Genomic DNA, 23698 nt, shown 5'->3' with positions numbered 1-23698 from the left:
TCTAAGCCCAACTTCTTGATTTTCAAGCAAATACAATCTTTTCTTAAAGCATTTCTTTTGCCCCTTTATAGCCTAATTCAAATAAAAGCCCCATGCCTAAGCCGAAACCAAAGCCATATTGAATCAATCTATCAAAATATTTTTGTGCAAAAGATTGAAATAATTGTTCTACTTCTTGGGCGGGCATGCGCTCTATTTCGCGCACTACCACTTGTTTGATATTGATGGAGGTGAGCAAATCGGGTAGCTTTTCTTGCAGACTATCCATCACAGAGGTTACTAAAATTTGAACTAAAAAGTCTTTCGTTTCTTTTGGTATAATATTTAAAATTTCGCCTAAACTTTGTGCAATACTATTTTGAAAAAGACGGCTCGTTACTTCGGCTTTTTCTTCCAAAACAAGAACAGCAAGTTGTTGTAAGGTCTGTTTCCAAAAAGTGGGCGGTAGGTAGAAATCAAGACTTTTTTCATGTAAGGTTTTCCATATTTTTATTTCTGCCATTTGTAGGCTCTCCTGCCAAATCTGTCGCGCTTTTTCCGATTCTGCCAACTGGTTTAGATAAGCATCGAGCAAACCCTGCTTAAAACGAAGGTCTATTTTTTGCCCTAAAATAAGTGTTTGTATCTTTTGCAATAATGAGCCTATTTCTTGCTCAATCTGCTCTTTTTCAAGTAGATAGCGTTCAGATAGATGTGTGAAAAAGGCTTTAATTTCCGATTGTATCTGCGTTTGCAATAGGTTGTTTTCTTGCCATTCTTCGAATCGAAAAAGGGCATCGAGGGGAATGTGAAAAAGTGTTTCTAAAAGTTCCGAAGCCAAATCTTCTACTGAACTTTGTGTGCGAGGACTATCTAAGAGTGCAACAACGGTATTTTCAATGTAAGTTTTATTGAGTTTTACGCCTAAATCGCCTAAGGCAACCAAGCCCAAACGCTCTATCTCCTGCGTAACCAAACGGCTCAAACTGTGGCTTTCTTTGGTCAATAGCTCTGGAATGGCGGTCTGACAAAGTTCAAGGGTCGTGCGTTTGATGGCATTTTTATAGAAAAAAGCGGTTTTTTGCTCTTGATAAGCGCGTTCATATACAATTTGTGCAATTTTTTCGCTGTTTTCTGCTATCCAATCTGTACCCTTTTCTACCATTTTTTGAATGATAAAATCTATATTTACAACCAATAAATTCAGCAATGCACCATTGAAAAGTGCGTTGATAGGCTTTTCGGGCGCAAGTTCTTGTGAGATTTTTTTATCGATAAAAGATACAATTTTTTCTTTATTTTCTGAAATTTTAAGTTGAGAAGTAAGATATTCACTTAATCTCTCTTGGGCGGCTAAGGCTTGGCTTTCTGTGAGATAGTGGCTCAAACTTTTGTTTTCGGTCTTTTTAAAGATTTCTTTTTCAAGCAAAATACTTAGCTTTTGTATAATAGCATCTGGATTTTGTATGTTTTTTTCAAGTAGGGCTAATACTTTTTTCAAGCCGATAGCACTTAATTTTTCTTGTAAGAAAACAGGGATTTTTTCACTTAAAAGCGTATCTGGTGCAAGAAAATCTTGAATTTGAGCAGGAATTTTTTTCTGATAAATGACAAGATAGCTTGTTAGGTATTGATGCAAGAAAGCGCGAACTTCTTTGATGGCATTTTTTTCTTCCGAAGAACTACCTGCGCTCCCTTTTTGAGGTAGAGATTGCAGGCTATCTTGATAAAACTTTTCTACCACCTTTACGCTGCCTTGTGAAAGCCACTGCGCTCCATTTTGTATCAATATTTCCTTTTTATTTTGTAAATAGTCTTGTAATTGTACTGCGCCTTGCTGGGCAAGTTTGCTATTATTTTTTTCTAAATAAGTAGCGATACTTGCATAATCATTTTGCGTAATGGTTTCAATGATTGTATGTTTAAAAAGTTTTTTATTCTGACTAAATGCCTCTTTTAATCCTTCTTCGTTGATGAGTTTGTCGCCCACAAATTTACTCATGTTTTGGGCAAAACGAGGTTGATTTCGCACCGCTACGCCGGGCGTAAAGGGCAAATAAAAGGGGGTGAATGGTATTTTTTTCTTTTCATAGGGGCGAAAAATCATTTTTAAAGCTAACCAATTTGTAGCCCAACCCGTAACGCCATAACTGACCGCAGGTACGCCATAGGTCAGTGCCAAGTTGCCCTCAAAAGAAGGGACAGCAGCCAACGCGCCTCCTGCAATTCCACCCCAAAATGCACCTAAAATAGTAATAGGTTTTAACTCTTTTCCCATAAACTTTTCCACCATGTCGCGGATTTGGGTAGGTGCTAAACGCTCTAAATTGCCATAGACCAACTCTGAAATCCGATTTTCTAAAAGGGTTTCTAAATTGTCGAGTAGAAGTTTGTGGATAATTTTGCTAAGGCGTTTCTCAAAGTTGGGGAATTTTTGCGTCTGTTGTAGGTAAGAATCGAGTTCGCGCTCCTGATGCTGATTCAGAAAAAGACTAATTTCTTCTTGCAATTTCTGACTTAATGTCTGTAAAATATCCTGTTTTTGTGTGTAGGAAAGTTGGCTCATAAGCGGCTTTCCTTCCTGATTTTCATATAATTTAGTTACGATTATGCTGCTCCAATTTTTAATTTTATCATCAAAGAAAGCGAAAGCTGCCTGCTCATTGCTTTGCCAAAAATTAACAATAGTTTGCTTTTCAAGCCAATTTTTTATGGGTGAAGTCCAATATAGCTCTATTATTTTATCTGTATTTTGTAATACCCAATTCAGAAATGCAGGCGAATAAAGCTGTTGCGCCTTAAAATTGTCTATAAATTGAGAAAGGTTGTTTTTGAGAAAAGTAGCTAATTTGTCGGCACTGACAAATTCAGAAATCGGTTTTTGAACAAAAATATGAAGAAAATCATCAGGGATTAACTTTTCAAGACTTTCTGAAATGTTTTTTCGTAAAATATTGCCAAAAATTTGAGTAGTTTGTTCGCCTTTAAGCCCTCTCACCATTTCGCCTACGGTCTTGCTCTCCAAAAAATCGATGACCAACGTGGTTAGTTCTAAGGCGACTTCTTCGGGGCGGCGACGGTATTCTTCTATAATTTGAATGATTTTGCTTACTACATCTGCCGACTGGCTCACGCTGCCGACAAAAGTTTTGACCAACCAATTTTTAAACCCTGACTCTACATTCTTTGTGAAAGTTTCATCAACTAATTTTTCAATTTCATTCTGACGGCTATACACCCAGCCAATTACTTTGACCAAAATGGGGGGAAACTGCTTTTTGAAAAACTCTACTAAGTTGGCGCGTACTTCGGGGGTGAGAAGTTCAAATATCGTTTTTTCTTCTTTTTCTAAGGTATGTATGAAAAAATCGGCAAACGTATAAAAAATGCGCTCCCCTTCTTCTGAATCTACAATTTTATGCAGTTGCTTGACAAGGGCTTCAATCGCTTGGGCGGCATTATTTTTACCCAAAACTTGAATGATGTTTTTTTCTACGAGTTTTTGGGCGGCTGCCTCCAAACCTATTTCTACCTGAAAGAGTTGCTGAATTTCTGTGATAAAGGGTTGAAGCAGTTGTGCATCTTCTTGCGCCAAGATGGTAGCTAAGTCTTTGAAAATTAGTTCTGTTTTTTCATAAATATAGTCCTGCCCTTCTTTTCCTAAAAATGTTTCGGGACTATTTTGCGTAACCGTTTCTGCAATTCTTTCTACAATTTTAAAAATATCTTGTTCCTTTTGTATCGTTTCTATTGTGTCTTTTAATACTTTTTCTACCAATACTTGTGCCTGCTCCTTTGGCAAGATTTGAGAAAGTGTAAGGGAATCACTCCAATCTTGTAGGGCAGGATAGAGTAAGGTCGGGATTTGGGTATCTAAATAGAGATGTATGTTTTTTTCTAAATCTGCTAATTTTGGAATGTTTTTGATGCGATTTTCGCCTTTGGGCAGAGCTTCTTTTAGGGAGCTATCAAAAAGGTGGCTGATGGTGGCTTCTATGTTTTTTTCAAATTCCGCGCCTTGCAGTTCGCTCAAAAGCGTGTGGTGGTTGATAATATCGCGCTCTACAACAAGGCTAATATTGCGTGCAAATTCCTGATGGGTTTTGAGGAAAATGCCGCCCATGCCCAATCGTTTGCGAAAGAGCATATCGATTGCCCAATCGTTTGTAACGTAGCCCACTACTGCACCTGTGAGGGTTTTGGCGATGAAATCTAATCCTACCATGCAAATAAAAAATCAAAGTAAAGTATTCGTAAAAGGATAAAAAAAACACAAAAAAAGCAAGCAATTTCATTTTTGCCGATTTTTTTCTTGTGAAAGGCAGCGAAAGATAGCGAATTTAGCGAGAGGCTGCAAGCCTTTATACGCAAATGAAAGGAGAGAAGGCAAATAAAATAGACCAATGAAGCGAAAAAAGGGGCTGACGGCGGCAAAGCGGAGGCGCAGAATTGCCATTCTCAAAAAAAAATGCTTGTTTTGTGTTGCTTTTCAGTGTTTTGCAGCGTCTTGAAAGAAGTTGCGTTTGGGAAAGCGCACGATTTCGTAAAAACGTTGTTTTTTATAGTTTTATTAAAATCAAAATGAAAAAAAAGATTAGCCTTTTATTACTCCCTTTGCTTTGGGTGATGGGATTTTCAGCGAAAGCACAAGATATAGTAGCCGATAAAATTATTGCAAAGGTAGATGATTATATCATTCTCAAATCAGATTTAGAGTTAGCTTATCAAAGCTTTTTGCAAAGTGGCGACAAGTTGCCCGGTGATGCGCGTTGCGGCATTTTTCGTGAAATGATAATCAATAAAGTTTTGGTAGCGAAAGCCGAAATAGACTCGGTTTTGGTGGAAGAAAACGCAATAGACCGCGAATTAGACCAGCGTTTGCGCTATATGGTAGAAACTTATGGCGGCGACCCCGATAAAATTGCGCAATATTTGGGCAAAAGTTTGGAGCAAATTGCAGAGGAATTGCGTGAGCCGATTCGCGAACAGATGACGGTTCAAAAGATGCGCAGCGAAGTAACCAAAGATTTGAAGGTTACGCCTTCGGAGGTGCGCAAGTTTTTCAAAAACATTCCCAAAGATAGTATTCCACTTTTTCCTGCTGAATACGAGGTAGGCGTGCTGATTAAAAATCCGATTGCAAACAAGGCTGAAAAAGAGCGCGTTAGGGAGCAACTTCTTAGTTTTAAAAGGCAAGTAGAAGCAGGTGAAGCCGATTTTGCATCTTTGGCGACGCTTCATTCGGAAGACTTAGGCTCGGCTTCGAAAGGTGGCGACTTGGGTTTTCACGATAGAGGGGAATTAGTGCCTGAATATGAGGCGGCTTCTTTTGCCTTAGAAGCGGGTGCTATTTCAGAGCCGATTGAATCACAATTTGGCTATCATTTGATACAATTATTAGAAAGAAGAGGAAATTTGTATCGCACTCGCCATATCCTGATGCGCCCTAAGCCCAGCGAAGAGGACATCAAAACTACCGAACTGCTGATGGATAGCCTGCGTCAGGTGATAATAGAAAATCCTGCTGATTTTCAGAAGATTGCCGTCAAACACACCGACGACAAAGGCTCACGCGCTAATTCTGCCATGATTGCTAATCCGAACACAGGCAGCACCAAACTTTTGGCAGAGGAAATGGATTTTACAGCCTTTCAGGTGGTAGATAAAATGAAAGTAGGAGAGGTTAGTCCGCCGTTGCGTTTTCGTACTGGTGACGGCAAAGATGCCATTCGTATCCTTTATTTTAAAAATAAAATTGAACCACATGTTGCTAATTTGGAGCAAGATTATGAAAAAATCCAGCAAGCTGCTCTTTCGGATAAGCGCAATCAGGTACTCAACGATTGGTTTTTAGATGCCATCAAAGAGATTTACATCGACATCGCGCCCGAATACGATTATTGTGGTATTTTGCAGGGGTTGTAGGCACAAAAAAGAGCCTATGTGTAGAAGCATAGGCTTTTTTAATAATCAATAATATGATACCAAAAATAATAACTCAAATTAAAGACTATCTTATTGCACAAGAAATGCAGCTTTCTGCTGCTCATGATGACGGACGTATAAATGCTTCCATCAATGAGGGAGAAGTCTTGGCAGTAATAGAACAAGCGTTTAAAATTCAGATACCGCGAAGTAGGGCTTGGTATGATTTTGCGGTTGAAGAAGCAGGCAGCTTTTTCCCAATCAATATTAAAATTACGGACACAACCCATGCTGATAACTTAAATTGCAAATTGGGTATTTACTATGCCCTGACAGGTCTGATTCCCGATTTTCAAAATGAGATTAAGTACGCTCAATATTTTGAGAAATTAAAAAACAACTTAAAAGAAAATAATAAAGACTACTATTTTTTAGTAATAAATAAAGATAATAAAAAAGATGTTTTTTGTAATAGTTTAAAGGGGCTTCAGATTTTACAGCCCAACGGAAATAATTTACCCTTCCAATGCAAATGGCAAGATAATAGAATATTTCAAAATCGAAACTTTAAGGAGGCAAAATCCTTTATTCTTCGTAACTTTGGCAGGTCTATTGCGCTAAGGGCGCAGATATACGAAGATTTTAAAATTCATTTCGAAGAATATGTATAATGTAGAACAACTTGGACAGGTTTTTACACCTATTCATATTGTGGCGGAGATGTTACAACTTAGGCGAAATCAAGGACGTGTATTAGAGCCTTCTTGTGGAGATGGGGCGTTTGCCAAGCAAATACCCAACTGTGTAGCCATAGAAATAGACCCCAAACAGGCTGCATTTGTACCTAATGCCATCAATATAGATTTTTTTGATTACGATATTGAAGAAAAATTTGATACTATTATTGGAAATCCTCCGTATGTTCGTTATCAAAGTATTCGAGAAGATACAAAGAAAAAGTTAAAAAGTGAGCTTTTCGATGAAAGAAGCAATCTCTATCTTTTTTTTATAGAGAAGTCTATTCATCATCTAAAAGAAGGAGGCGAACTTATTTTTATAACTCCGCGCGATTTTTTAAAAGCTACTTCAAGTATTAAACTAAATAATTTTATTTTTAAAAATGGCACAATTACAGATATAATAGACTTAGGTGATAAAAAAGTATTTGAAGGATTTGCTCCCAACTGTTTAATTTGGCGATTCGAGAAAGGGAATTTTAGTAGAAAAAGTAATATAAACAAAACATTTTTGTTTTCTAATGGACAGTTACTTTTTACAAATAATAACTATTCTATTAAGTTTAGTGACGTATTTTTTGTAAAAGTAGGAGCGGTAAGCGGTCATGATGAACTTTTTACGCACGAAACGTATGGGAATGAAGCCTTTGTCTGTTCCAAAACGTTTAAAACAGGGGAGCTACGAAAAATGATATTTAATCAACCACATTCGCATTTAATACAATATAAAGAACAACTATTAGCACGAAAAATAAAAACGTTTGATGAAACAAATTGGTGGCAGTGGGGCAGAAATCATTACCAGAGTACCGAAAAAAGAATATACGTAAATGCTAAAACGCGTCATCAATCGCCTTTTTTTTTAAACGAGTGCTTAAATTATGATGGTTCTATATTGGCAATTTTTCCTAAAAATCAGACCCTTGACGAGGCTCTACTTTGTGAAAAGTTGAATCAGGTTAATTGGGAAGAATTGGGCTTTGTGTGTGATGGGCGTTATTTGTTTTCACAGAAGAGTTTGGAAAACACGTTATTGCCTTCTTTTTTTCAAGAAGATATAGCTAAAACAACACTTTTTTAAAAACTTTAAAAACAAAAACAATGAGAAAATTTGCAATAGGCGATGTGCATGGTTGTGGCAAAACGCTGATTCATTTGGTTGAAAATGTGTTGGAAATTACGCCACAAGATAGCGTTTATTTGTTGGGCGATGTCATAGATAGAGGCAAAAATGTGGTGCTGGCTCTGGATTGGATTTTGGAAAAAAGGCAGGCAGGGTATCAAATCATAACCCTAATGGGCAACCATGAGGAGATGCTTTTAGAAAATTTGGCGCAAGCAAAAAACGAAGAAATTGGCGCAGAAAAACGTTTGCGCTATTGGCTGAAAAAAAATTATTTGGAAGCATTTTTTGATAAAGATTTTAATTTTTTGCCAAAATACGAAAGTTATTTTCAATCGCTTTTGCCTTATGTAGAGTTGGAGTCTTATATTTTGGTGCATGCGGGGCTTGATTTGAAAGGCGAAACGCTTTATGACAACAAAAAGGCACTCTTTTGGAATAGAAATTTTAAAAATGATTTAAGCAAAACAAATAATAAAACTGTCTTATTCGGACATTCTGTGCATGGCTTGGAACAAATAAAAGCGGCTATTGAAGACCAAGAGCCACAAATTCCGCTTGATAATGGCTGTGTGTATGTAAATTTGGAGAAATATCACCAACTTTGTCATCAGGAAATTGGTTTTCTCTGCGCCTTTGAGATGGAAAGCCGCCGTCTTTTCTATACCCCTTGTTTGGATAAATAGTCAAAATAGTATCATAAAAATTGAAATAAAAAATTATGGCTGAAACAGAACCCTCTGCCGATTTTGAAAATCACACAGAAGAAGGGCATAAAAATTTCACGACTCTGCGCCAAGAGTTGCGTGAAAAAGTCCGAAATTTGCCGCAAGAGGCAGGTATTTATAAATATTTTAACGAAAAAAATGAAATTATTTATGTAGGAAAGGCGAAAAACTTAAAAAAAAGGGTGAGTAGCTATTTCACTAAATCGCATCAATACGATAGGAAAACGCGCCAATTAGTACGACAAATTGTAGATTTGGAGATTACGGTGGTCAATACCGAAGTAGATGCGCTGCTTCTGGAAAGCAATCTTATCAAGACGCATCAGCCACACTACAACATTTTGCTAAAAGACGGCAAAACTTATCCCTACCTCTGCATTAGTGATGAGCCTTTTCCGCGCGTTTTTACCACAAGGCAGCCCGATAAGGTGAAGGGCGAGCATTTCGGTCCTTATACAAATGGAAAAACGCTGCACGCACTCACCGAACTTATCAAACAACTGTATCCGTTGCGAACTTGTTATTTTCATTTAAGTCCTGAAAATATTGCAGCGGGAAAGTACAAAGTTTGTTTAGAATATCATATCAAAAACTGTAAAGGGGCTTGTCAGGGCTTGGAAACGGAAGCCGAGTATGAAAAATACATCGAGCAGATTCGCCTGATTTTGAAGGGCAAAACCAGCCTTGCCAAAGAATATTTCAAAAGCCGCATGCAGCAGGCAGCCGAAAAGATGCAATTTGAGCAAGCCCATCAGGAAAAACTCAAATTGCAGGCACTTACCGAGTATCAAAGTAAATCATTGATTACCAATCCGAATATTTCAGATACCGAAGTTTTTACTGCCGAAGAAGATGATACAACCCTCTATATCAACTACTTGCGAATAGAAAACGGCAGTATTATTTATACCCAAAACGAATCTTTTAAGAAAAAATTAGAAGAAAATGCGACTGAAATTTTGCCGCTGATTGTAGTAGAATTTCGTCAGAAATTCAAAAGTACGGCGCGAAGAATTGTTTGTAACTTGCCCTTAGAGTTGCCTTTGCCCGAAGTAGAAGTGGTGCAGCCCAAAATTGGCGACTTAAAGGGACTTTTAGACCTTTCTTTAAAAAATGTTACCTTCTTTAAAAAAGAAAAAATACGCAAAAAACTAACCTTTACGGAGGAAAAGAGTGAGAATAAGTACAAAGTTTTAGAACAATTACAAAAAGATTTGAGCCTGCCACGCCTGCCACTGCATATAGAATGTTTCGATAACTCGCATTTGCAGGGTACGGATACGGTTTCTTCGATGGTTTGTTTTATCGGTGGCAAACCCTCGAAGCGCAATTATCGTAAGTATCACATCAAGACCGTAGAGGGCATAGACGATTTTGCCAGCATGTACGAGGTAGTATCTCGCCGTTATCGCCGCGTTTTGGAGGAAAAACAGCCCCTGCCCGACCTTATCGTCGTAGATGGCGGCAAAGGGCAGCTTAGTTCGGCGGTACGCGCCATGCAGGAGCTGGGTGTTTATGGCAAAGTGCCTATCATTGGCATTGCCAAGCGCATGGAGGAAATTTTCTTCCCACAGGATAGTTTTGCTACTTATATCAACAAAAAATCGCCCTCGCTCAAACTTATTCAACACCTTCGCAATGAAGCGCACCGCTTTGCCATTACCTTCCAAAGGGCAACGCGCAGCAAAAAGGCACTACAAAACGATTTGGAAAATATCAAAGGTATTGGCAAACAAACCGTTGAAAAATTGCTTCTACATTTCAAGTCTATCAAAAAGATGGAGGCAGCCGCCGACGGTGAAATTGCACAAGTGGTAGGCAATGCCAAAGCCAAGCTCATTCGCGATTATTTCAAAAGTCTTTAATGTTTTAAGCCATAAATTTAGTAAAAATACATGTCTGCACCTACTTCTCAATCGCCCTACGTGCATATTTACGTAGAAGAAAATCCGAATCCCAACTCTTTGAAGTTCGTTTTGAGCTTTTTTATCGTTCCCGAAGATGTGGTTAAGGATTACGAAAATCCGACACAAGCAGAAGAATCGCCCTTAGCGGTCGCGCTCTTCGAGCAGTTTGGCTTTGTCAAGCGTGTTTTTTATGCCAAAAACTTCATTACCCTAACCAAAGACGCAGACACCGTCTGGACAGAGGTCTTGGCGCAGGTACGTCAGTTTTTGAAAGAATACTTCGAGGCACAAAAGCCTGTCTTTATAGAGGAGATGCCCGAAATGGAGATACAAATTCAGGAAGACCCCACTATTCGCCGCATTAAAGACATTTTAGACCAATATATCAAACCTGCCGTAGAAATGGACGGCGGCGCGATTGTTTTTTCTGATTTTGATGCTGCCGCAGGGGTTTTGAAGGTACGACTGCAAGGCTCTTGTAGCGGTTGCCCTTCGTCTATGATTACTTTAAAGGCAGGAATCCAAAACCTTTTTCAGCGTATGATGCCCGAAGTGAAAGAGGTAGTGGCGGAAAATTAGAAAATAAATCGGACTGGTTTCTTAAAAATCATAAACATTTTGTAGGGACAAGGCTGGCTTTGTCCCTACTTTTGAAAGTACCGTAATTTTCTGTTTTAGCTTTCCTATTTTAGCTTTTCTGTTTTATGATGTGGTTTCAAGTTTTTGAGTCGGAAAGTGTGGCATTTGAAAAGTTGCCTTTACAGAGTATGCTTTTGATACGGGCAGGCGATTTGCGCATCTGCTTGGCACGTACTCAAAGGGGTATTTTTGCCTTCGACGATATTTGCAGCCATCAAAACGCCTTCTTGCACAAAGGCGAACTCAACGAAGCCGACGAAATTATCTGCCCTTGGCATCAGTTTCGCTTTTCTATGCAGACAGGCGAGGAAAAAAGCGGTCATCACTGCCGCTCGCTCAAAACGTATCCGCTCGAATGGCGGCAGGGCGCACTTTTTATTTGTCTGCCTTTTTCGGAATAGTTTTTTAGGGTCTAAATGCCGCGTTTGTCGCCGTAGATGTGAATGTGCAGGCGGTCGGTATAATTAAAGAGGTGCTTTTTGCAGATTTCTATGAGCCAGTTTTGGCGTTTTTGTAGCGTTTCGCGCTGCCTACCTTCGGGCATCAGGTAGATGCGTTCTTTTGGAATTTGATAGGTGCTTTGCAGGGCAAAGACTTCTTCCAAATCTTGCTCCTTTTCTATCACAAACTTAAAATAGGCTTTTTTAGAGGCGGCGAAAAAATGAAGGGCAGCAGGCTTAATCCGCTCTTTTTCAGCAAGTTGGGCATTGGATAATTTTACCGAAACATTATATTGGTCGGTTTGTGCATCTAAGGCTGCAAGCGGCACGATAGTGCCGTTGGTTTCAAATTCTATATGATAGTTTTGATTTTTTTCTTTTAAGTCGGATATAAAAGAAACTAAGTTTTTTTGTTGCAATAGCGGTTCGCCCCCTGTGATGACTACTTGCAGGGAGGGATATTGCTCAATTTCGGCTATCAGACTTTGGTTAGAAAGTTTGATGAGGTACTCTTTTTTAGAATACTTTTGATAGTTTGGATTTTGGTCGTTTTGATGTATAAAAGTAGTATTTTCCCAATTCCACGTATAATCGGTATCGCACCAAATACAAGCGAGGTTGCAGAGAGAAAGGCGTATAAAGATGGACGGCTTGCCCAAATTTTTGCCTTCGCCCTGAATGGAGTAAAAGATTTCTGGTTTGTTTTCGATTTTGGCTACTTTCAACATATCTGTTTTTTTCAAAAAGAACTGCAAAGATACGACTTTTTAGCAAAGAATAGACCTTCGCCGAAAGGCGATAAAAAAAAGCAGTTTTCCTTTTTTTTGCCTACCTTTGTACTTTGAAAAGGCATTTTGGAAAAGAATATGAAAAAACAGAAAGTCATTATCTTTTCTGCGCCCTCGGCAGCAGGAAAAACTACGATTGTGCGCCACCTCTTAGAAAAGTTTTCCTTTTTAGCCTTTTCTATCTCTGCCACGACGCGCCCACGCCGCCCCAATGAGATAGCAGGGCGCGATTATCACTACCTTACTTTGGCAGAGTTTAAGGAGAAGATAGCACAAAAAGCCTTTGTGGAGTACGAGGAAGTCTATCAGGGCTTGTTTTATGGTACGTTACAAAGTGAGATTGAGCGGATATGGCAGGAAGGCAAAATCGCGCTTTTTGATATTGATGTCAAGGGCGGCATCAATTTGAAGAAATATTTTGGCAGCCAAGCCCTTTCCATCTTTGTAAAGCCACCCAGCCTAACGGCTTTGGCAGAGCGGCTTGAAAAACGCCAAACCGAAAGCGAGGAGCGAAAGGCGGAACGCCTCAAAAAGGCGCAAGAGGAGATGCAATTTGAAGCAGATTTCGACTGCGTTTTGCTCAACGACGATTTAGATACTGCCTTGAAAGAGGCTGAAAAACTACTGCTCCAATTTTTAGAAGTGGAAACGGCATAGGCTATCAGACAAGCGATTCAATCCTAACCCGACTTTACGCGCTATGAAAATCGGTCTTTTTTTTGGTTCGTTTAATCCTATCCATATCGGACACCTTATTTTGGCGGATACGATGGCGCAAAGTACGGATTGCGACCAAGTTTGGTTTGTCGTTTCGCCTCACAATCCACACAAGGAGCGCGGTTCGTTGCTACACGAATTTGACCGCTACGACATGGTACGCCTTGCCATCGGCGACAATCCCCTACTTGACGTTACGGATATAGAATTTTCGTTGCCTCGCCCCAGTTATACGATTGACACTTTGGCGCACCTTTCCGAAAAATACCCACAACACGAATTTGCCCTCATTATGGGTGAAGACAACCTGACGCACTTTCAGAAGTGGAAAAATTACGATAAAATCTTGAAATATTACCATATTTTGGTCTATCCGCGTCCTGCTGTTGCCAAAACGGTTTGGCATACACATGAAAAAGTCCGCTTGGTAGATGCACCAATGATAGACATTTCGGCAACTTTTATCCGCAAGCGCATAGGAGCGCATCAATCCATTCGCTATTTGGTTACGCCCGAAGTAGAAACGATGATACGGTTGAAGAAGTTTTATTTGTAGGGGTAGTTTGTTACAATAAAAAAAACAGGATATTTTATCTATAAAATTGTTGTTTTTATATTTTATTCTACCACTGTTTCGTTACCTTTTTTAGTTTATCGTCTTCAAATATAAGCAAGATTCGGTTGAGCGAAATCGTATCGGCTTTGAAGTCTGCAAAGTCAAAATGACTGTCGTTTTTAAGTTTTTCTATTATCTGTTTTTTGCTCAAATTGGTTTCGCTCACAATCTCCATAAGCTCTTCAAGGTCTTTTTCGGTGTCTTCATACCCAACTTTTTGATAAGTTAGGGTATAGGCTTGGTCAATGATTGCGTAAGCTGCAAAGCAGGTTACTGCCACCAAAAGTGCCAGACAACTCCAAAATGCAATTTTCCAGTAGTTCATGTCTGCTTTTTATTTTCTACGAAATTAAATTTCTTCAATAATTGATGTACCTTTTGAGTTATCTCCACTTGTCCATTGCCAAGTTTCGTGCAATCTCAACTTTCCATTTGGCAAAACTTCTGGTCTTGATTTGCAAATGCCCGTCATCAATTCGTTGTTTGTATTTATCTGATGATAGCGCATCTCTATATTTCCAAGTTCGTCGACCAGACCTATCAAATGTCCAAACTTGATTTTTCCACCTGAATAGGTTGCTGTTATCATATTCCCATTTTGTGTGTAGTGGAAAGTAGTTTCTTGGGAAGTTTCACCGTTATCAGTGTTTATGAAGGGTCTGAAAGATTTTTTGTCATAATTTATTGCCTTTTGCATAGGGAGTTTTTGGGGTTTTGTGGTGAATGGAAAATAAAAAAAATAAAGATAGAATGTAAAAAAATGTTTTATTTAGTGATTTTTAGCTATTTTGTTTGAAATTTTCAACTTGTCCCCTGGTGGGCGTAGCTTCTAACTACGACCTATCAGGGCAAATCTTAGATTTGCGCTGTAAGATACTACAGAAGTAGCAAAAAACAAATATAAAATGCTGTTTTTAGATATTTTAATCGTAGTGGCTCTGTAAATCTAAGATTTGCTGAATGGATTAGACTTAGTCTGTGGTTAAGCCTAACACTTAGCTTTATTTTTTAGTATTCTGAAGGCTTCGCCAAACAGTGGAAATCAATAATCGTAAAAAATGAGTATTCATTAAAACAATAAACTTTGTTTTTTTTAAATATTAGTATTGTTTAGTTGTTTGTATTTTGTTCATCTTTATTTTTTCTTCGTCTAATAGCAAACCATATTTGAATGATTGCTCCAATTAGTCCACCAAGCGTTATGAAAGGAATGGAATCAATGAATCCATCAGGTAGAAATGGTAGATATTCTTGTAAAAAGGTTTTTGAATAGGTTGAAGTTGGGTCAATTTCAAGTCTAATTTTTTTCTCTATATCTGTAAGGAAACATCCGCCTGTAAAAAATAATGAAATCATTTGACCGATTGTAAATATCATAAAAAGCCAAGCGAAATAGTCTTTTTTGTGAAATTTTGTAAAGCGTCCTGTCAATAAGGCGATGCAGCCTGCAATGGTAACTCCCACTACTACGCTATGGACTAATAGTATCAAATAAACTAACCAAATTTGCATTTTTACGTTTTTTTGAGGTTTTGTTAGAAGAAAACATGTATAAAAAAACTAAATAACATTTTATTTGCACTAAACAGAAAGTTTATAGAAAGCACAAAAGCCTAAATACATACATTCGTCTTCGCTGATTTTCAATTCGCAAAAACTATGTTGCAAGGTGTTTTTCGCTCACTCGTTTCTACTGTCCTCTATTACACGAAGCCGAAATTCCCTATCAATTTCATTTCCTTTTTCATCAATTTGAGTAATATAATTCGCTTTTGATTTTATTAAATGAATGTTGTCTTTTGGGTAATAATTTTCAGTTCTAATAACAAACTTATTAGTCTTTATACAAGTGCTAATACTTGATTTGTCTATTGTAATAAGGCTGTCTTTCAAAGTATAAGTTCCGTAAAAATAACGCTGCCCAAGTCCGCTTCCGTTTGCTATTACGTAATTTCCGTTCTTCTTAAAATCTACGGAAAAACCATTAAAGTCACCATCATAAAAAGCCCTAATTAAAGTTGGTGTATTTATTTTGTTATTTTGGTAATAGAATAAACCGATATTTGCCAGGATAAATAATAATCCGATAAAGGTTGGCAAATAGCTTGTCAATTTTTGCGAAGTCTGAAACGCTTTTAGGTCTTTACGAATTGTCCAAATGAGAACTAATAGTCCAATTAGTGCAATTATTAACAAAATAATTCCATCAAGAAAAAAGTCATCTTGATATGTCTGATACAACTTGTATGCGAACCAAGCTCCGAAAACTGTAACCAGAATAGTTCGTAATATTTTGTTGTCTTGTATCGATGGTGTCGTCTTTTGGAACATTCTGTAATGGAAAAATGTTTGCGGAGGGCGGGATTTAATAGCGTTACACCTCACACAAGCGCAAAAATAAGTAAAAAGCACTAAATTTCAAAACAGCACCTTAGCCCGACTTACGCAAATGTAATGTTAGGCATTGTTTTTATTCTTGCTCACTTTTTACTTCGGTATCTTTATCACCTTCAATTATATCATCATTATCTTTTAAGACAATGTCGTCGATGTCTTTTACAGATATTTCAGTGTCTTCTAGTGCATCATAAATTTTTTGATAGTGTGATAATGTGAACAAAAATTTAAACATACGTTCTGTTGTCTTTTTTTCGTTATCGGCTACCTCAATCTGTTTTTCAACAAACTGATTAAGAAATTTAAAGGTCTTTATGATAACCTCTTTTTCTCCCTGCTCATAGATTTTGACTATCTGTCTGTTTACATTAATCTTATCTCCATACTTGGCAGTAAGATACTTTGTAAAGGCAACTTTAAATAAAGCAAGTAAATGGTATAAGTTTGTTTTAAATGAATAAGAAAATTCTCTTTGTAACGGTTTAAAAATTACATCAAACACATAAAAAGCGCAAAGCATATCCTCAAAAGAGGTGTTACTATTAAATATTTTTTCATACAAACCATCTTTGTGGTCTTTATGAGAAATAAAGTTTAAATCTTTATCTGTTTTAAATCGCTGGGTGTGATTTTTTAGTACGCTTACAGGGTCTTGTAGGTGATAGGCTAAATATACATTGGCAAAAACTAAGTTTGGCATTGTTCTAACTCCCTTAGGGGTTTCTCTAAATTCACCTCTTCTTTTTTCATACCAAACATTTGTTTGATAGGACGCATTTTGCAGGCTTACTTGAATTTCATCATTGGCGTAAAAATCTCTGTCTTGGATAGGGTTTTGGCGATTAGTGTAGCGAGTAACATTCAAATCAAAAGATTTTCCTCCTGATTTTAGCAAACGCAAAGTAACTAAGACTTCGCTATCCATTTTTAATCTTTGTGTAGGTGAAGCACTTTCATAAGCACGATAAATGGCATAAACTGTTTGCGCACCGTTGATAATTTGTAAACCTGTAACCGTTATTTTTTCAGCTTTTTTGCCAATTTCTGGAAGTAGGTAAGTAATTGCGGTTATTCCATTGTTATAATACCAAAAAAGGTTAGACTCCTCTATGGCTGTTTTTTCAATTTCTTGATTAAATTGAGATTGTAATAAAGGATTGCGAACATTTTTGAAAAACAGTGAAAAATTATAGGTTTTAAAAAGTTCCCAAATTGCTTTGGGGCGAAGTAAAAACATATATGCCTCGTAAGGCTTTTCAATTTTTATACTACCGCCTTTTTGTACAATTTCAAGCGTTACAGAACTTTCTTCGGGGTTTTGATAGGTTTCAAGAGGATTGATAGGGTCTATTTTTTTATACTTCCTATCAATATAATCAACTCTAATTCTGTTAATATCAATTACTTCAAATTTAGTCTTAACATCATTATTTCGAAATGCCTCAATATTTTCATCGGCACCACCTTTGTATTGAGAAAGTGAAAGAAAAATAAATTTTACCTCACCATTTGCTTTTAAGTGCAAATCAAGTTCTTCTAATTTAGATTTTAGTTTCTCATTTACACTTTTCTTTTCGCCACGTAAAATGGTTTCAAAATCATTGAGGGCTTTTAAAATCTCATCTTTATTTGTTTCTTTTTCAGAGTTATCTACATTGTTCCACTTTGATTGAACGATATAAAAAACCTTATTTCCTTGATTATCAAGGCTATCAAATACAATATCACAAGAGCTATCATTATCTCCGTCTGTGATAAAGTTAGAATAATTGGATATTCTGCCATAAAAATCAAGAAACCAAATCAAAAGGGCATAAGACTTTTGATTGTTAATAGCACTTTTATGCTTTTTGATGAAGTTGTCATCTTTATATTTTATGATAAGTGCATCGAGTTCTACGTCTATGATGCTATAAAAGTCTTTTGTAAGCATTTTTGTTGTTTTTTTATGTTATTTTAAAACAAATAACACCCAATAGCAGCTACCCACAAGCGACTTTGCATTTCCCCTCAAAAAGCAAACCTACAAAACTTCTCACACATTTCCAAATTAGAAATAGGGCTTTGTACAAAAAAAGGACTTCTTTGTAGAGAAGCCCTTTTTTCTTTTTATGATACCCAAAAATGGGTAAATTATTTTTCGTACATGCCCTTGTAGGTGTTATTGCTTTCTATCTGTGAGCCATTGTTGCGAATAGCACTGCGCGAATTTGCCAAATAATCTACGCGATTAAATTTGATAAGGCAGTTATTAAGCGTAACCGAATTGCCATCTACCTGAAAGAGTTTGTTGCTACTATGTTGATGGTATTCTGTGTCGGGATTGCTATTGGTGTTATCTTTGATAATGCAACTATTAAAGATAACATTGCTACAATCATGGATTGAAAAAATATCTAAATTGCCATTATCTGTAAAAGTAACCTTGTTCAAATTGACATAACCACACTCGATAAGATAGAGTGCGCCATAGGTGGTGCTGCGAATTGTGCTATTTTCTATCGTAATATTCTGACTATTTGTGCCTTCTAAACCATAAGTGCCGCTACCATAGAGAACAGAGCGGCTCACAAAAAAGCCATCTGTTTTGTAGGTACGCAAAACTGCCCCCTGACAATATCCTGTCGAAGCACCATGCCCAACTTCTACATTTTCTAAGCGCACATTTTTACAGTTATTAAAGGCTAAAACTGTAGCGTATGCGTCGGCATCTAAGATAATTTCGGTAGGGAAATCGCCTACGCCTCTGATAGTTAGGTTGGAAAGTCCGTTGATGTGGAAACCCGAATAGGGGTAGTCGCTATCATAGTAGGCTTCACTATTGTAGTTGCTCAAATTATACAAGCCGTATTCCATCTCGATGGTCGTATTGGATTGTAGGGCAGCCACAAATTCGGCTACATTGCGGACGCGCACCGTTTTGGGCGTATTGTTGCTCATGGCTAAGGCTTTTCCCACAGGTACTTGCGCCCAAAGGCTATCTTGGGGCAGTAAAAGCAGGGCAAAAAGGGCAAGCAGAAGTGTTTTTTTGTACATGGGGCAGAAAAATTAGGGTTTAAAAAGGCTTTATTTGGTATTAAAAACTTCGAGGTAGTCGAGATAAGGATTGAGGGCTACAAAGTTGCTTTCGTCGGAAGAAAAAGTTACATCTTGGTTTTTGCCTTTGAGCTGTGGCAGCAAATCTGCAATGTACTGATTGGGGTTATTTTTTTGGCGAAGTTGGAGAGAAAAGCACTTGTTCACTTTTTCGTCTTTGACAATCAAACGCCCCATTTCTACAGAATGATACACCTCAAAGGGTTTGCCTATCAAACTTTCAAGTTCTGAAACGGGCATGCCTGCATAGAAGCCTTCTTGGGTTTTGTAGTTGGGATTGCTCACGACGATAAAGCCAATTTTTTTCCCTACTTCGGTCTGAAAATCCCAATAAACCGTCAGCGTATCGCCTGCACTTAGGACGACATCGCAGTAGTCGCCATCGTGTCCTGCCTCTATTTCAGACACTTTTTCGCCAAAAAGCTCTTTGAGTTTGGCGTAGTCATAGCTCATCTTGATTTTACCTACGCCTTCACAAGAGATAAGATAATCCTCTTGTGGCAAATCATTGCCCCTATTTTGGTCGGCTTCGGAAACGAGCGCGGCGGTGTTATCGGCGGAAGTTGTGCTTTGTTCGGCATCTTGTTTTTTGGCGCAAGCTACCAAAAAAAAGCCCATCAAAAGGGCTGCTGCAAAAAGGGTGCGAAACTGAAAAAGGCTTGTTTTTTTCATATCAAAAGAAGATTGGGTGAGGGGATAAACTTTGCCGTTATTCGAGCAAAATCTCAAATAAGGGCAAAGTTAGCAAACTTATACTTTATCTGCCTCTGGGCTTACATGAGGTCGGAAAGTTTGTAGGTCTTATTGGCGACCTTCGCTGTTACTTCTAACAAAACTTTGCCCTTTCTACCTTTATCAGCTAAGTACAATTTGCCACCTTCTTCTATACAAATTTCGTTGGTGGTCAGATTGTTCATGGGCTTTGTGCCGCTTCCTGTGTGTAGCGTTTGGCTTGCGCCTGTATCGTTTTTAATTTTGAAACAAATCTTGCCTTTGGGTGCAACAAGGGCAATGCTGTTGGGGCTTGTGCCAACAAAGGCGGTGCTACCTACGCCTATCAAGGCGGCAAAAGAAAAAAGGGTACAGAATTTTACAAAAGAAAACTTCATATAAAAAGAAATTTGGGTTGAAAAATGTGAGTGTTAGGCTCTAATAGCGTTTATGAATAGGTTTTGTAGTGTTGTATTTAGCACTTTTTACAAATTATCCATAAACGCTCTTGATAGAAATTACTGCTTGACAAAACGTCGTTGCTCAAAACTAAACTTACGCTTTTGGGTTTCGCTTTGTGCCTCTTCTTTGCCCTCGACATCGATAATTTCGGTAGTGATGGTCATAACTTCGCCCTCGATTTGGTCTAAACTTATGCTGCCATGTGGGGCAATATTGATAAGTGTTTGTTCGTCCAGACCGCGCCCTTCGGCAGAAAGGGCTACTAAGGTTAAGCCGCTGCTCATCATGCCTGCATAAGAGCCTACTACAAAAATGACGTTGTTTTCGGCATACAAGCCATAAATTTCATAAGACTGATTGGCTTGGTTGGCAAAGAAATTACCTAATACTTCAAATTCGGGTGCAGAAGTGGGTACTTGCGCCACTAAGTTATAAGAAGGATTTTGAGAGTCTGTGCCTTGGTTTAGTGTGGCATAGAGTTGGGTGCTTCCTTTGATAAGTTCCTCAAAAGAGTTGTAGGTTTTTACGCCTGCCTTTTCTAAACTCTCTTGGAAAGGGCTTTTTGTGGTTTCTGCCGTCGTTATTGCTTCGACATTTGCCATCACTTGGGCGGTATCTGCGGTAGCCGTTGTTGCTTCGGATTGATTTCCGCAGGCTTGTAAGCTCATTGAGGCGAGCAGGGCGATACCTGCCAAAGACATTTTTTTCATATAATATAAAAGGAGAAAAAGATTTGAAAATCAAAACCACAAAAAGTAATAAAAAGCAGTAATGTTTGGAAGCCCCTGTGTTGAAGTGCTAATTTTTTTGTCTTCTACAAACGGTTTGCGGATAAGTGCTGCCATCTTCATTGACAATTTGGAAAATAAATTCGTCTTTTGTCAATTTGATAATGCGGCGTTTTTGCACCCCATAAACGCTATGCGTGCAGAGGAGCATGTCGCCTGCAAATGAAATTTGGGCAGGACCCATTTCGCTTTCGGCATAGGCGCGGTCGTTCCATTCAGTGCCGCTGATGGTGAAGCCATACCAGCCGTTTTCAGAATCTTCGGGTGCGTCGGGGTCGCCTGTTTCCCAAGCTCCCTGCAATAGTTTGAGTTGGTCTTCGTCTATTCGCGGTGCATCATCGTCATAAGGCTCTTCGACGACTTCTTCGGCAGTTTCACCGTTGGCGGCTTGTGCCTCTGTGCTATCCACTTGCAAAGCCTTTGATTGCGCCTCGTCCGTTGTGCTTTCTACTTTGGCTGTGCAGCTGCTCAATCCCAAAATTAGACTAAGCATTAGAAAGGAAAGCACAAGGGCATTTTTTTTGAATAGGAAATACATGATAGAAAGATTTGAATTGAAAAAAAGAAAAAAGAAAATCAGAGCAAGCGCAAGGGTTTGCATTTAGATTTTAAAACTGCTCATCAGGCGCGAAAACTCGTCTTGGTAGGTCTTGCGGTCTTCTATTTTGCAATAGAGGTCGAAAACGATATATTGCTTGCCGCCTTTTCTGACCACCATGCGCATACGGTAGTGCGTATTTTCTACTACCCCGTCGACGATATAAACTTTTCCGTCCTCATCTATAAATCTATCGCCTTCTGTACCTAAGTTTTCTATTTCCGAAACGGCATTTTGAAAGGCATTTTCCATCGTGCCATAATCTTCTGATTCTTCGTCTAACCAAGTGGTTAGGATAGTTTCGCCTGCGCTATCTTTGAAATAAGCGATGTCCATATCCCCATAGGTAGCCGTTAGCAGGCTTGGGGTGTAGTTGAAACAATAGTTGCCTATTTTATGACAAAACTTTTCCGTATCCTGCGCTGTGGCGTTTTTGGGCAACCCCAAAAAGAGTAGGAAAAAGGCGAAGGCGAATGTGAAAAAAGGTTGTTTTTGCATAAAATTGCGTTTTTGACGTGAAAAGCGAAAACCAAAGAGAATGAACTTTTTGATATGCTTGCAAAGTTAGTAGGAGTAGGACTATTTTTTTTTGTGTTTTTTATGAAATAGCGGTATGACTTTGTGAAAAGGGCTTTTGGGCAAATTTTCGCCTCTGCTTAGGTGATAAAATGAGATGAAAAAAACGATACAGTTTTGCTGTATCGTTTTCTAAAAAGTAGGAAAAGTAAAAAATGAGAGTAAGCACAGGGATAGGCTTAGGCGTTGTAATCGCCTGCATAGCCCTTTTGTCGGGCGGCAGTATAGGTATTTTTGCCCACAATGCCGTCGGCGGTTAAGCCTACCGATTTTTGGAAGTTCATGGTAGCCTGACGCGTACCTGCACCAAAGATGCCATCTACGGCAATGTTATTGCCAATCTGCACCAAAAACTTTTGCCACTGCAATACTTCAGGGCTTTTGCTTCCTTGTTGAATCATAGAAAATAAAAAGGAAAAGGTGGATAAATAAGAGTTTGATAAGTGAATTAATTGTAAAATAAAAAATTATTTTGTTGCTATTTTTCGTACTTTTGTATCAGCGCGATATTTGCCTGCTCCAAAGGCGTGAGCAAGTTATCTACATTGCTTTTCGTAGGTTGATACCAAGCCTTGTTTGCAAAGTGGTTTTTCATGGCTTCGGTCTTGAAAATGTAGCCATAACGCGCATAGATTTCATTTCTCATGATTTTAAGTTGGCTCTTTGTCAGACGTATCATATCGCCTTCCGAAAGCGGCACCAAAGAGGCTTGTGGGTAGTCGCCGATATAACTAAAATCGCCCTTTCCACAATAGATGCGCTTTGTGTTGGCATCGAGTGTTTCCCATTCGCCTTGTGCCAATTCGTCTGCATTAAAGGAAAGGCGTTCTATTTCAGACCTAAATTCGTAGTAGTGATGCTCGTAATATGCCCAGTCAGGCAGATTTGCGCCGCCCATGTTGTCGCGTTTTCCAAAGCCTGTTGGTACGAAAGTGGCGTTGAAGGTATAAAAAACATCTCCGCCGCGCTGCTCCCAAAAGCCAAAACGATACATTCCCATTGATTCATGGACTAAGCGTCCTTCGGGACAGAAACTGTAGTTTTCGATACCAGAGCCATAGGTGAAAGTAATGCTAAAACCTGAAACCGACCTTTGCGCGATAAGTGTGCCTGCTACACCTACCCAAAAAAGAAAGGGCAGTAATAAGAATTTTTGTATTTGTGTCATTTTAAAAATTGAAAAGTAGTGAATGATTGTCATAACTGCAATAAATAATCGCAGTGGTGTGCCATTGGGCAGCCTTCAAAGTTGGTGCAAAAATAGGGTCTAAAAGATGCGCCCACTTTTCAAATTTTATGAAAGTGTAGTTTGGCTTTGCGAAAAGGGCTTTTGGGCAGTTAGGCGTGCTAAAAATATTGGGTAGCGGTAGGCAAAAGGCATTGTCTTGTTCTAATTTTAGAAAGTAACCTGATTGGGAGTGGCGCGTGTCATTTTAAAAAAGTTCCTCATTTTCAGAAAAAAAGCGAAAAA

Annotated in this window: 24 protein-coding genes; 9 read left to right on the top strand and 15 right to left on the bottom strand. The window is 38.5% G+C overall.

The annotated features are described in order from the left end of the window. Nucleotides 1–43: 43 nt before the first annotated feature. Nucleotides 44–4204 carry a DUF445 family protein gene (locus G500_RS0109115; protein WP_027002338.1) on the bottom strand — a complete coding sequence of 1387 codons (4161 nt, stop codon included), beginning with the start codon at nt 4202–4204 and terminating at the stop codon, nt 44–46. Between the two features lie 356 nt (nt 4205–4560). Between G500_RS0109115 and G500_RS0109105 the strand changes: the two genes are divergently transcribed. From G500_RS0109105 to G500_RS0109075, 7 genes are all read left to right on the top strand, one after another. Continuing rightward, nucleotides 4561–5904 carry a peptidylprolyl isomerase gene (locus G500_RS0109105; RefSeq protein ID WP_035756997.1) on the top strand — a complete coding sequence of 448 codons (1344 nt, stop codon included), beginning with the start codon at nt 4561–4563 and terminating at the stop codon, nt 5902–5904. A 53-nt stretch (nt 5905–5957) separates the two neighbouring features. Further along, the gene (locus G500_RS0109100) at nt 5958–6575 is read left to right on the top strand and encodes a hypothetical protein (protein WP_027002336.1); all 618 of its coding nucleotides are present in this window, start codon (nt 5958–5960) and stop codon (nt 6573–6575) included. After that, nucleotides 6568–7722 (top strand): Eco57I restriction-modification methylase domain-containing protein, encoded by a 1155-nt coding sequence (locus G500_RS0109095; RefSeq protein ID WP_035756872.1) that lies wholly within the window; start codon nt 6568–6570, stop codon nt 7720–7722. The genes G500_RS0109100 and G500_RS0109095 overlap by 8 nt, the downstream gene beginning before the upstream one ends. Nucleotides 7723–7742: 20 nt before the next feature. Continuing rightward, complete coding sequence (locus G500_RS0109090) at nt 7743–8450, top strand: metallophosphoesterase (RefSeq protein ID WP_027002334.1); 708 nt, start codon at nt 7743–7745, stop codon at nt 8448–8450. 35 nt (nt 8451–8485) lie between these two features. Then, nucleotides 8486–10357 (top strand): excinuclease ABC subunit UvrC, encoded by a 1872-nt coding sequence (gene uvrC, locus G500_RS0109085; protein ID WP_086047863.1) that lies wholly within the window; start codon nt 8486–8488, stop codon nt 10355–10357. Between the two features lie 30 nt (nt 10358–10387). Beyond that, the gene (locus G500_RS0109080; RefSeq protein WP_027002332.1) at nt 10388–10978 is read left to right on the top strand and encodes a NifU family protein; all 591 of its coding nucleotides are present in this window, start codon (nt 10388–10390) and stop codon (nt 10976–10978) included. Nucleotides 10979–11103: 125 nt separating this feature from the next. After that, a complete protein-coding gene (locus G500_RS0109075; protein ID WP_027002331.1) occupies nt 11104–11439 on the top strand; it encodes a Rieske (2Fe-2S) protein in 336 nt (111 codons plus the stop codon). Between the two features lie 11 nt (nt 11440–11450). On the opposite strand, the gene G500_RS0109070 is transcribed toward G500_RS0109075, so the two are convergent. Then, nucleotides 11451–12206: a 7-carboxy-7-deazaguanine synthase QueE gene (locus G500_RS0109070; RefSeq protein WP_035756993.1), complete on the bottom strand. Its 756-nt coding sequence runs from the start codon at nt 12204–12206 to the stop codon at nt 11451–11453. Between the two features lie 138 nt (nt 12207–12344). Between G500_RS0109070 and gmk the strand changes: the two genes are divergently transcribed. Then, a complete protein-coding gene (gene gmk, locus G500_RS0109060; RefSeq protein ID WP_027002329.1) occupies nt 12345–12923 on the top strand; it encodes a guanylate kinase in 579 nt (192 codons plus the stop codon). A gap of 43 nt (nt 12924–12966) precedes the next feature. After that, entirely contained in the window at nt 12967–13539 is a 573-nt protein-coding gene (nadD, locus tag G500_RS0109055; protein WP_027002328.1) for a nicotinate (nicotinamide) nucleotide adenylyltransferase, read from the top strand. A gap of 67 nt (nt 13540–13606) precedes the next feature. Here the strand turns inward: nadD and G500_RS0109050 are convergent, their stop codons facing one another. The 13 genes from G500_RS0109050 to G500_RS24980 all read right to left on the bottom strand — a co-directional run bounded on the left by G500_RS0109050 (nt 13607) and on the right by G500_RS24980 (nt 23395). Continuing rightward, complete coding sequence (locus G500_RS0109050; protein ID WP_027002327.1) at nt 13607–13924, bottom strand: hypothetical protein; 318 nt, start codon at nt 13922–13924, stop codon at nt 13607–13609. 24 nt (nt 13925–13948) lie between these two features. Beyond that, nucleotides 13949–14296, bottom strand: coding sequence for an avidin-fold protein (locus G500_RS0109045; RefSeq protein ID WP_035756869.1), 348 nt, complete (start codon nt 14294–14296; stop codon nt 13949–13951). A 413-nt stretch (nt 14297–14709) separates the two neighbouring features. Beyond that, nucleotides 14710–15111, bottom strand: coding sequence for a hypothetical protein (locus G500_RS0109040; RefSeq protein ID WP_027002325.1), 402 nt, complete (start codon nt 15109–15111; stop codon nt 14710–14712). Nucleotides 15112–15279: 168 nt separating this feature from the next. After that, on the bottom strand, nt 15280–15930 hold the full coding sequence (locus tag G500_RS0109035) for a hypothetical protein (RefSeq protein ID WP_027002324.1): 651 nt from the start codon (nt 15928–15930) through the stop codon (nt 15280–15282). A 139-nt stretch (nt 15931–16069) separates the two neighbouring features. Beyond that, nucleotides 16070–17929 carry an AIPR family protein gene (locus G500_RS0109030; RefSeq protein ID WP_027002323.1) on the bottom strand — a complete coding sequence of 620 codons (1860 nt, stop codon included), beginning with the start codon at nt 17927–17929 and terminating at the stop codon, nt 16070–16072. Nucleotides 17930–18129: 200 nt separating this feature from the next. Then, the gene (locus G500_RS0109025; RefSeq protein WP_027002322.1) at nt 18130–19032 is read right to left on the bottom strand and encodes a right-handed parallel beta-helix repeat-containing protein; all 903 of its coding nucleotides are present in this window, start codon (nt 19030–19032) and stop codon (nt 18130–18132) included. A gap of 30 nt (nt 19033–19062) precedes the next feature. Beyond that, nucleotides 19063–19764, bottom strand: a complete 702-nt coding sequence (locus tag G500_RS0109020) for a hypothetical protein (protein ID WP_027002321.1) — start codon at nt 19762–19764, stop codon at nt 19063–19065. 101 nt (nt 19765–19865) lie between these two features. Next, nucleotides 19866–20201 carry a hypothetical protein gene (locus G500_RS0109015; RefSeq protein ID WP_027002320.1) on the bottom strand — a complete coding sequence of 112 codons (336 nt, stop codon included), beginning with the start codon at nt 20199–20201 and terminating at the stop codon, nt 19866–19868. Nucleotides 20202–20321: 120 nt separating this feature from the next. Continuing rightward, on the bottom strand, nt 20322–20975 hold the full coding sequence (locus tag G500_RS0109010; RefSeq protein ID WP_027002319.1) for a hypothetical protein: 654 nt from the start codon (nt 20973–20975) through the stop codon (nt 20322–20324). Between the two features lie 88 nt (nt 20976–21063). Further along, entirely contained in the window at nt 21064–21591 is a 528-nt protein-coding gene (locus G500_RS0109005; protein WP_154657091.1) for a hypothetical protein, read from the bottom strand. Nucleotides 21592–21654: 63 nt separating this feature from the next. Then, entirely contained in the window at nt 21655–22149 is a 495-nt protein-coding gene (locus G500_RS0109000; RefSeq protein ID WP_027002317.1) for a hypothetical protein, read from the bottom strand. A 257-nt stretch (nt 22150–22406) separates the two neighbouring features. After that, nucleotides 22407–22628, bottom strand: a complete 222-nt coding sequence (locus G500_RS22985; RefSeq protein WP_051203398.1) for a peptidoglycan-binding domain-containing protein — start codon at nt 22626–22628, stop codon at nt 22407–22409. A 77-nt stretch (nt 22629–22705) separates the two neighbouring features. Further along, nucleotides 22706–23395: a YARHG domain-containing protein gene (locus G500_RS24980; protein WP_161626110.1), complete on the bottom strand. Its 690-nt coding sequence runs from the start codon at nt 23393–23395 to the stop codon at nt 22706–22708. Nucleotides 23396–23698 lie beyond the last annotated feature (303 nt).

This window comes from Hugenholtzia roseola DSM 9546 (genome assembly GCF_000422585.1).
In the GTDB taxonomy this organism is placed as follows: domain Bacteria; phylum Bacteroidota; class Bacteroidia; order Cytophagales; family Bernardetiaceae; genus Hugenholtzia; species Hugenholtzia roseola.
Note: the sequence above shows the minus strand (reverse complement) of the source record. Positions and strands in the feature narration are given on the sequence as shown.